9 protein-coding genes are annotated in these 9,189 nt (G+C 74.1%); 5 read left to right on the top strand and 4 right to left on the bottom strand.

Annotation, left to right across the window (positions count from 1 at the left end; genetic code table 11):
- Positions 1 to 101 precede the first annotated feature (101 nt).
- Complete coding sequence (locus AB0912_RS28980) at positions 102 to 539, bottom strand: hypothetical protein (RefSeq protein WP_366704909.1); 438 nt, start codon at positions 537 to 539, stop codon at positions 102 to 104.
- Between the two features lie 205 nt (positions 540 to 744).
- On the opposite strand from AB0912_RS28980, the gene AB0912_RS28975 reads away from it, so the two are divergent.
- From AB0912_RS28975 to AB0912_RS28965, 3 genes are all read left to right on the top strand, one after another.
- A complete protein-coding gene (locus AB0912_RS28975; RefSeq protein ID WP_366704907.1) occupies positions 745 to 1,383 on the top strand; it encodes an NAD(P)H-binding protein in 639 nt (212 codons plus the stop codon).
- A 75-nt stretch (positions 1,384 to 1,458) separates the two neighbouring features.
- The gene (locus tag AB0912_RS28970; protein WP_366704905.1) at positions 1,459 to 2,652 is read left to right on the top strand and encodes a PP2C family protein-serine/threonine phosphatase; all 1,194 of its coding nucleotides are present in this window, start codon (positions 1,459 to 1,461) and stop codon (positions 2,650 to 2,652) included.
- Between the two features lie 342 nt (positions 2,653 to 2,994).
- Positions 2,995 to 4,473, top strand: a complete 1,479-nt coding sequence (locus tag AB0912_RS28965) for a hypothetical protein (protein WP_366704903.1) — start codon at positions 2,995 to 2,997, stop codon at positions 4,471 to 4,473.
- 130 nt (positions 4,474 to 4,603) lie between these two features.
- Here AB0912_RS28965 and AB0912_RS28960 read toward each other — a convergent pair whose 3' ends face one another.
- Complete coding sequence (locus AB0912_RS28960) at positions 4,604 to 5,848, bottom strand: amidohydrolase (protein ID WP_366704901.1); 1,245 nt, start codon at positions 5,846 to 5,848, stop codon at positions 4,604 to 4,606.
- A gap of 257 nt (positions 5,849 to 6,105) precedes the next feature.
- Positions 6,106 to 6,261 carry a hypothetical protein gene (locus AB0912_RS28955; RefSeq protein WP_366704899.1) on the bottom strand — a complete coding sequence of 52 codons (156 nt, stop codon included), beginning with the start codon at positions 6,259 to 6,261 and terminating at the stop codon, positions 6,106 to 6,108.
- A 151-nt stretch (positions 6,262 to 6,412) separates the two neighbouring features.
- Between AB0912_RS28955 and AB0912_RS28950 the strand changes: the two genes are divergently transcribed.
- A complete protein-coding gene (locus AB0912_RS28950) occupies positions 6,413 to 7,756 on the top strand; it encodes a helix-turn-helix domain-containing protein (protein WP_366704897.1) in 1,344 nt (447 codons plus the stop codon).
- Positions 7,757 to 7,862: 106 nt separating this feature from the next.
- Here the strand turns inward: AB0912_RS28950 and AB0912_RS28945 are convergent, their stop codons facing one another.
- The gene (locus AB0912_RS28945; protein WP_366704895.1) at positions 7,863 to 8,144 is read right to left on the bottom strand and encodes a ribosomal protein L7/L12; all 282 of its coding nucleotides are present in this window, start codon (positions 8,142 to 8,144) and stop codon (positions 7,863 to 7,865) included.
- Between the two features lie 296 nt (positions 8,145 to 8,440).
- Between AB0912_RS28945 and AB0912_RS28940 the strand changes: the two genes are divergently transcribed.
- Positions 8,441 to 9,046: a hypothetical protein gene (locus AB0912_RS28940; protein WP_366704893.1), complete on the top strand. Its 606-nt coding sequence runs from the start codon at positions 8,441 to 8,443 to the stop codon at positions 9,044 to 9,046.
- Positions 9,047 to 9,189: the final 143 nt, after the last annotated feature.

Here is a 9,189-nt window from a genome sequence, read left to right as displayed (position 1 = left end):
CAGCAACGGCCCGATCACCGCCCAAGCCTGATCAGTCACTTCATGACGACGCACCACGAACGGACCAACGACCCACCGACATTGCGGACACGCCCAGTACGTCACCGCGCCCGTCCCTGCGCGTCCTCGTGCGTGTAGTAGTGGTAGAAGGCCGCCGCGAAGACACCCACGGAGACTCCCAGGGACATGAACACCGACCGCAGGATGGTCGCGTCGGTCTGGCTGTAGATGAAGCCGAACGCGCAGCCCGCGAACACGGTCCAGGCCAGCGCGTGCAGCGCGGGATGCGTCGCCTTGGTCAGCGTGAGGACGGCGTAGAACGCGGCGGCGAAGACGATCGCCGACACGAAGCCGAACAGGACGTTCCAGCCCGTGAAGGCGCCGGCGTCCCGGTTGATGTTGGCGGCCCAGAAGCCGTAGACGAGACCGGCGGCCACGGGCACCGCCCACCTGCCGACGCTGTGGGCCCGCGGGCTGAACACGTCGACGGGTCCGGAGGTGGTGCGCGGTGTCCGTGACACGGGTGCGGCATGCGCCATGGGAGGACTCCTCTCTGCTCGCCCCCGGCTTCCAGGTCACACCCCGCCCGACCCCCTGGCAACTCGGGCCGGAACCGGCCCTTCACCAGGCCCCTCGCCCCTCTCCCGGAGGCGTGTGCCCCCTCCGGTCGCCCTCGACGGCGTGTGCTCCTTCCGGCCGCGTGCCGGGATGCGGTGATCATGGGCGCGTGCTTCGCTGAGGTCCATGAAGCTCGTACTCTTCGGCGCCACCGGCATGGTCGGCAGCCGTATCGCCACGGAGGCGTCGGCGCGCGGACACCAGGTCGTCGCGGTGAGCCGGTCCGGCCAGTCCCCGGTGCCCGGCATCGCCGCGACGGCGGCCGACGCCTCGGACCCCGCGAAGGTCGCCGAACTGGTGGCCGGCGCGGACGCGGTGGCGTCGGCCTGCGTACCGCCCCGGGACGGCTCCGATCCGCGCGAACCCTTCCTCGCCCTCAACCAGTCCCTGGTGGACGGGGTCCGCTCGGCCGGGGTACGGCGGCTCGTGATCGTCGGCGGCGCGGGCACCCTGGAGGTCGCGCCCGGCCGGCCCGCCTGCGAGCACCCCGACTTCCCCGACGCCTACCTCCCCGAGGCGCTCGCCCACCGCGACACCCTCGCCTTCTACCGGAGCGACGTCGAGGACCTCGACTGGACGTACGTCTCGCCCGCGGCCGAGATCGCCCCGGGCGAGCGGACGGGCGAGTTCCGGATCGGCGGTGACCGGATGCTCTTCGACGCCGAGGGCAACAGCCGGATCAGCGCCGAGGACTACGCGATGGCGTTCGTGGACCAGCTGGAGATGCCCGTCCACCCGCACGGCCGGATGTCGGTGGCGTACTGATCGAGGCGGGGACCGTCGCCCGGACCGGCCCGGGTCCGCGACGCCCGGCCCTGGAGGAAAAGGCGGTACGGCACGGTGGCCGCCCGGAGATCCCTGCTCGACCAGCTCCCGCGCGCCGGGCGGCGCGACGCCGTCCAGCGGCAGAAGCCGCTGCTGGTGCGCGGGCACAGTGTCGCCTGGATGCCCCCGATGCTGCTCCTCATCGGCATCGCGCTGCTCGACGCGAACACCTCCGGCCGGTTCCGGATCATCTCCTGGGTCGCGCTGGTGCCCGCGATCGCGGCGGCGATCTGCGGGGTGGCCGGCACGACGGCCCTCGCCGTGCTGTCGCTGCTCACCTACATCGTCATGGACAGCTCATGGCCGCACCAGTACCAGACGGGCCTGCCCGACTTCATCCTGGTCCTGGCGGGCGGTCTGCTCGCGGTGCTCGCCTGCCTGGTGCGGACGCGGGGCGAGCGGCGCATGCTGCACATGCAGGACGTCGCCGAGACGACCCGGCGCACGGTGCTGCGTCCGATGGCGCCGGGCTGGGGCGGCCTGGACCACGCGGCCGTCTATCTCGCCGCCGACAGCGAGGCCCGGGTCGGCGGCGACTTCTACGACATCCAGCCGGGCCTGCACGGCACCCGGCTGCTGCTCGGTGACGTCCAGGGCAAGGGGCTCGGCGCGGTGGAGGCGGCGGCAGCGCTGCTCGGCACGTTCCGCGAGGCGGCCTACCACGAACCGCTCCTGGAGACGGTCGCCGGACGCCTGGAGGTCCGGATGATCCGGCACGTCGTCTACTGCGCGGCGCTCGGCCGCGACGAGGGCGACCGGTTCGCGACCGGGGTCCTGGTCGCCTTCCCCGAGGACACCCCGGACACGGTCGAGGTCGTCAACTTCGGCCACGAACCGCCCCTGGTGATCGGTCCGAAGGGGGTGCGGAACCTGCCGCCCGGCAACGGACTGCCGCTCGGGCTGAGCGAGTTGACGGCCGAGCCGCCCTCGGTGCTCCGCGTACCGCTCGCTCCCGGCGAGACACTGCTGCTGGTCACCGACGGGGTGACCGAGGCCCGTGACACGGCGGGCGCGTTCTTCCCGCTCCGGGAGGCGGTCACCGAGGCGGTGGCCCGGGACCCGGCCGCCGCCGACCCGGACCTGCTCGTCCACCTGATCCGCGACGCGACCCTGCGCCACTCGGCCGGCCGGCTCGCCGACGACACGACGATCTTCGCCGTACGCCGCCGGTCGCGCGGCTACGCGGCGGACCTGGACGACGTCACGTGACGCCGGCCCCGGGAACCTGTCGGTGCGGCCGGTCCGCCTGACGGTGGCCGCGAACCCCGGACCCGGATCACCGGACCCGGATTCCCGGACCTGGATCACCGGACCCGGATTCCCGGACCTGGATCACCGGACCCGGATTCCCGGACCCGGATTCCCGGACCCGGATTCCCGGACCCGGATTCCCGGACCCGGATTCCCGGACCCGGATTCCCGGACCCGGATCACCGGACCCGGGGGCGGCAACCTCCGTACGGACGGGCGGTGTTCCCGGCCATCGCGGCCCCTCTTTGCAGGCGCAGCGGTTACGGTGCTGACGTACGTGATCGATGGGGGAGGGAACCGATGCCCGGAACCGTGCTGCTTCTGGCGGCCTCGCCGGTGGGCAGGGGATGTCTGGTGGACGCGGCGTCCGTGCTCCCCGTGCTCGCGGCCGTCGCCCCGGCGGTGCTGTCGGGAACCGAGACCGCGAACGTGGTGGAACTGGCCGACCCGCTGGAGCCGCAGGCCGTACTGACCCGGCTGCGCGCGGCGGCGACGGCACCGGGTCCGCTGACGATGTTCGTCACCGGACAGCTCCAACTGGACCGCCGCCAGCGCCTCCCCCACCTCGCGCTGGCCCGTACCACCCCGGCGACGGTCCGCTACACCGCCTTCCCCTGGCACTGGATCGCGGAGGAACTCCGTTTGCGGCCGGCGGGGTTGACCAGTGTCATCGTCGACCTGCACGCGGACGCGGAGAGCTGGGACCTGCTGTCCGGGCGTCCGCTCACGGCGGGCCCGTCGGCCGCGCTGTACGGCAGGGTGGCCCCGCCGCCCCCGCGCCGCACGCTGGCCCAGCCCGCGTACATGAAGGCCGTCGCCACCCTGCTGCGCAGCGGTCACCGGCCGCCGCTGGTCCGGCTCCACGAGCAGGCGCTGACGCGGGCGTCGAACGAGGAGGCGGACCGTCCTGGCCCGGCCGACCTGGTGTTCACCCCGGGCCGGGCCGTCCGCACCGGCCCCGTCACCCTGGGCGGACCGGCCGTGGCCACGGTGATTCCGGCGGCGCGGGCCCGTACCGTGAACGCCGGGACGGCATCGAAAGCGGTCGTCCCGGCGGCCGGCGCGTCCCCGTTCCGGCCCGCCGCCGGCCAGTCCTGGGCCGGACAACCCTGGCCGCCCGCACCGGAGTTCACCCCGGCGACCCCGCTGCCACCGCACACGCCCTCACCGCACACGCCTCGGCCCGACACACCTCGGCCCGACACACCTCCACCGCACACGCCCCTACCGGCCGGTGACGCCGAACGACCCGCCCGGTCCGCGCCCGCGCCCCAACTGCCCCTCACCGCACCGCCGATGCCGCTCACGCCGCCGGGCGCCCCCGCCCCTGCCCCCGCCTCTGCTCCCGCTCCCGCGGCGGACCCGCACGAGACGATCACCACCGCCGTGCGGGCGGGCCGGCACGACGAGGCGCTCGCGCTGGCCGGGGCCCGCGAGGAGGAGGCGGCGCGGCTGCACGGGCCGGGCTCCGAGCAGGAACTGCATTGGATGGAGGTACGGGCCGACCTCGCGATGTTCGCGGGGGACCCGGAGCGCAGTTGCCGTACCTGGCTGGCGGTCGCGACGGCCCGGCTGGACGCGGGGCAGGCCCCGAACGCGCCGGAGGTGGAGTCGGCCGTGGACCGGGCGCACCACCAGTGGGGCCGGGTCGGCGAACCGGCGCGGGCCCGTGAACTCGGCGCGGAGCTGGCCGCGTTGAGACTGCGGGTGCCCGGCCGCCGGGAAGGCGCCCTGGACCATGTCCGGCAGCAGTTGCGCCAGTTGCAGACGCAGACCTGATCGGACGAGCACCCTGGCCCCGACCCGACCCGACCCGACCCGACCCGACCCGACCCGACCCGCCCTGACCCGACCTGGACCCGACTCGACCCCGCCCCCGACGACGCGGGGGCCGGAACCCGGGTTCAGTTCAGTTCACGGAGAGTGAGGCCAACGCCCCCGACACCAGGGTCCGTACGCCCGGCGCGACCGTGGAGAGGTCCGGGGCGAAGTGCGGACTGTGGTTGCTCGGCACGGCCTCCAGGCGGGCCATCAGGTTGTCGCCGCCGGGGGCCGCGTTCCAGACGTCGGCCGGGGTGCTGGTCACGAACCAGTAGGAGTAGGGGATGCCGCCGGCCGCGAGCCGGGAGAAGTCCTCGCTGCCCATCGCGGGACCGGGGTCGAGGACCGTCCCGGCGCCGAAGACCTCGCCGTGCACGGCGGCGATCCGCCGGTCGGTCTCGGTGTCGTTGACGGTGACCGGGAAGTCGTTGCCGACCGTGACCTCGGGTTCGCGCGGGCAGCCGGCCGCCGCGCACTCGCCCGCCGCCACCCGGCGTACGGCGGCGATCATCCGCTCCCGCACCTCCGCCGACTGGGTCCGCAGATTGAGGGCGAGCCGCGCCTCGGACGGGATGATGTTGTGCCGGGTGCCGGCCTCGATCCGACCGACCGTCAGCACGGCGGAGTCGCGGGCCGCGATCTCCCGGCTGACGACTGTCTGGAGCCGGGTCACGATGTAGGCGGCCGTGACCACCGGGTCGACGGTGGTCTCGGGCCGCGAACCGTGCCCGCCCCGCCCGCGCACCACGATGTCGATGTCCGTCGAGGCGGACATGATCAGCCCCGGGGAGTGCGCGTACAGGCCCGCGGGGCCGGGTGCCACGTGCTGGCCGAGCAGGACGTCGGGCCGGGGAAAGCGTTCGTGGAGCCCGTCCGCGACCATGCGGGCCGCGCCCTCGCCGGTCTCCTCGGCGGGCTGCCCGACCAGGACCAGCGTGCCGGACCAGGTGTCGCGGCCGGCGGCGAGCGCGGCGGCGGCCCCGGCCAGCCAGGTGACGTGCAGGTCGTGGCCGCAGGCGTGCATGACCCCGGCGGTCTGGGAGGCGTAGGGCAGTCCGGTCTGCTCGGGGACGGGCAGCGCGTCCATGTCGGCGCGCAGCAGGACGGTCGGCCCGTCCCCGTTGCGCAGGACGCCCACCACGCCCGTACCGCCCACGCCCTCGGTCGTCTCGTACCCGGACGCGCGCAGCCGGGCGGCGAGGGCGGCGGCCGTGCGGTGCTCGTGGAGCGAGAGTTCGGGATGCCGGTGCAGGTCCCGGTAGAATTCCTCCAGGGCGGGGACCGGCAGGTCGGCGGTGAGGTCGCGGGTGATACGGGCTGCGGCTGAGGTCACCGGCTCAGCGTATGCCTCGCCGGCGGCGGTCCAGGGGTGCTGCGGGGGTGCTGCGCGCCGGCCAGCCGGTCCGGTCGCCGGGCGACCCGGTTGCCGGCGCCGGGCGGGCCGGTTCCTTTTGCGGTGTGGGCGCTTGTGGGGTGCGGGCGCCTATGGGGTGCGCGGTGGGCGCCGTCCGCGCGGGAGAGGACGCGCGGACGGCGCCGGCCGGTCTCGCCGTCGGCCCGGGGGAAGCCGACGGGTCCGGCGCGGGCCGTTCACCGGACGGCGGGCAGGGCTCCCCGCTCGACCGGGTGCGCCCCGGGTACGGCCGCTCGCGCCGGGCCGACGTTCGCCACCGTGACCAGCGCGGCGACCGCGAGGAGCGCGGCGAGGAAGCCTCTGGAGTAGCGCGCGGAAATACGTCGGAGCACGGTGACCTCGCAACAACAGCGGCGTATTAAGCATGCTTAATCCGCCGCTTAACGTAGAGGCTCCCGGGCTCACCTCGCAAGGGGGGCAAGGGAGTTGGACAATAGTCAAAAGTTGGACCGGGTTAACTCCGCTTAATGGCATGCTTAACCCATGGCGGAGCGTGACGGCCCGGAGATCATCGGGCGCAGGGTGCAGCAACTGCGGACGAAGCGGGGTCTGACGCAGAAACAGCTCGCGGAACCCGCCTATACCCCCGCGTACATCTCCACCCTGGAGGCGGGCCGCGTGCGCGCCTCCGAGCCGGCGCTGCGGCACATCGCGGAGCGGCTGGGGATCGCCTACGAGGAGCTGGCGACCGGGCGGCCCGCGCATCTCGCCACCGACCTGCGGCTGCGGCTCACCGACGCGCAGCGCACGCTGGCCACCGGCGAGGCCGAGGTCGCCGCCGAGGCGTACACCGCGCTGCTCGCGGAGGCGGTCGCGCACGGGCTGGTGGCCGAGGAGGCGGCGGCGCTGCTCGGGCTCGGCGAATGCGCCCTGGACACCGGGGACCTGGAGACGGCGCGGCGGCGCTTCGAGGAGTCGGAGCAGCGGATCGCCGACGCCCCGTTGCCGCAGCGGGTGCCGGCCGTGCGCGGCCGGGCCACCTCCCACTACCTCGCCGGTGAACTCCGGTACGCCTGCTACCTGTTCGAGTCCACGCTCGACGAGCTGAACCGGACGGGGCTGCACGACCCCGAGGCGCTGCTCCTCCTCTACACGGGTGTCATAGCGCCCTACATGGACATGGGCGCGCACGCGCGGGCCGCCCAGGCCGCCGAGTTCGCGCTCGCCCTCGCACCGCAGGTCGGGGACCCGGCGCTGGTGGCGCGCATGCACCGGTCGGTCGCGCGGACGATGATCGCGGAGGGCCGGATCGCCGAGGCCGACGTGTCCCTCGGCAAGGCCGCCGAGCTGTACCGCCAGCTCCAGATCCGTACCGAACTGGCCAACTGCCACTGGATGCGCGGCTACTTGTACGCGCAGAACGGCGAACTGGAGCGCGCCGAGGGCGAGTTGCGCGAGGCGCAGGCCATGCTCTCCGCCAAGCGGGCCGCGCTCTACACCAGTCAGGTCGCGGTGGAGCTGGCCGACGTGCTGCACCGGCGGGGCAAGTCCGAGGAGGCCGGGGCGCTGCTGCGCCAGGTGCTCGGTGACCTGAGTTCGGAGCGGGGCGCGATCCACTCGGCCGCCGCGCACCGGCTGCTCGGCATCATCGCGGAGGACGCCCGGGACACGGAGGCGGCGGAGGAGCACTACGTCCGCGCCATGAGCCTGCTGGAACGGGCGGGGGCGGCCGGCGACCTTGCCGACCTGTGCCGGCTGCTGGGCGACCTGCTGCGCCGCACGGGCCGCGTGGAGGCGGCCCTCGACGCCTACCGCACGGGTCTCGGCCACCGCACGACGCCCGGCACGACCACCCTGGGCCCGGCCCCGGCCCAGCCGCCCCTCTGACCCGGCCCGGCGCCGGGCGGCCCGGCGGGCTTCGCCGACGGCAGTGGCCGCAGTGGCTGCGGTGGCCGCAGTGTCCGCCGTGTCTGCCGTGTCTGCTGTGTCCGGGTCAGAGCATGCGCTCCACGGCGTTCTTGGCCTCCACGAGGTCCGCGCCGGTGGCCTCGCGGTAGGCCTTGATCGCCTTGATCTTCTTGCCGTCCCGGAGCAGTTCGGCGACTTCCGGGAACGAGGAGGAATCCTCCTGGATGCCGAAGTGGCCGATGATCAGGTCGAGTCGGCGCTCGACGCGGGCGATCTTGCGTTCCGTGCGGCCGAGTCGGCCCGCGAGGCTGGAGTAGCCCGCGAGCAACAGGACGGCGATGTAAACACCCCATATTTCCATGGTCATGGATCTTAGGGCGCCTCGTCCGGAGAGCCCAGGCCGCGCAACAGGGTGGGCAGCGCGGCGCAACAGGGCCAGCAGCGCGGCGCAACAGGGCGAGCAGCGCGGCGCGTTCGGGTTCGGACCGCGGACCGAGGGGCGTGACGAGCCCCTTGCCTGACGCCTGAGGCGGCTGGTCCACGGCCGCGGAAATTGGTGGGGAACCCGTGTCATCCGATGCCGGGGCGAACGGAGTTTGTACGGGGGGAGAGGCGCCCTCCCTCGTCCGAACGTTGCGCACACCGCGAGGAGTTGTCCGTTCAATGACAGGGACCAAGAAGTACGTCGCCGCGACCGTCGTCGCCGCGGCACTGCTCGGGCTGCCCACGGTGTCGTACGCCGTCGCACAGGGGACGACGGCGCACGACACCGCCCCACCGAGCGCGGTGACGCTCGGGACCGTCACACCGGCCGGGGCGGCGTCCTCGGCGAAGGCCCCCACCCCCCGGATCGTCGCGCCCGGACAGCGCGTCCGGCTCTCCGACGGGTCGCGGATCTGGCTGTCGCCGGAGGGCAAGCACTGGACGACGCCGGACGACCCGGACCCGCAGTTCCGCAGTGTCGTCGACGGCAACATCGACCTCGGCACGCCCGGGGTGTCGCTCCAGGCGCAGGGTCTGGAAGATCACTACCTGCTCTCCGGCCTGTACTACGGCGGCAAGGGCACCGCCTCGCGGGTCACCGTCCACACCACCACCGCCGGCGCCGTGCAGGGCAGGCTCCTGGAACTCCCGGGCAGCCCCGGCTGGGGCGTCTGGTACGCCATCGCCGCGCTGCCGAAGGGCGGGGGCGAGGACGGCCCGGAATTCCACGACGTCGTCGTCCGCGACACCGAGGGCAGGGTCTACGCCCGGCTCGGCCTGGACTGACCGGTCCTTGACGGACTGAAAGAGTGGGCGGGGGAGCCGGGCTGTTCAGGTGTCAGGCTCCCCCCCCGCCCGCCCGCCCCCGCCCCCCCCCCCCCCCCCCGCGGGCGCCCGCGGGGGGGGGGGGGGGGGGGGCCGCCGCCCGC

Source organism: Streptomyces sp. NPDC007084, from assembly GCF_040703595.1.
GTDB lineage: Bacteria > Actinomycetota > Actinomycetes > Streptomycetales > Streptomycetaceae > Streptomyces.
Note: the sequence above shows the minus strand (reverse complement) of the source record. Positions and strands in the feature narration are given on the sequence as shown.

Coding starts and splice junctions, on each gene's coding strand:
- AB0912_RS28980 (WP_366704909.1), bottom strand. CDS start 539: ATGGCGCATGCCGCACCCGTGTCACGGACACCGCGCACCACCTCCGGA.
- AB0912_RS28940 (WP_366704893.1), top strand. CDS start 8,441: ATGACAGGGACCAAGAAGTACGTCGCCGCGACCGTCGTCGCCGCGGCA.
- AB0912_RS28975 (WP_366704907.1), top strand. CDS start 745: ATGAAGCTCGTACTCTTCGGCGCCACCGGCATGGTCGGCAGCCGTATC.
- AB0912_RS28945 (WP_366704895.1), bottom strand. CDS start 8,144: ATGACCATGGAAATATGGGGTGTTTACATCGCCGTCCTGTTGCTCGCG.
- AB0912_RS28950 (WP_366704897.1), top strand. CDS start 6,413: ATGGCGGAGCGTGACGGCCCGGAGATCATCGGGCGCAGGGTGCAGCAA.
- AB0912_RS28965 (WP_366704903.1), top strand. CDS start 2,995: ATGCCCGGAACCGTGCTGCTTCTGGCGGCCTCGCCGGTGGGCAGGGGA.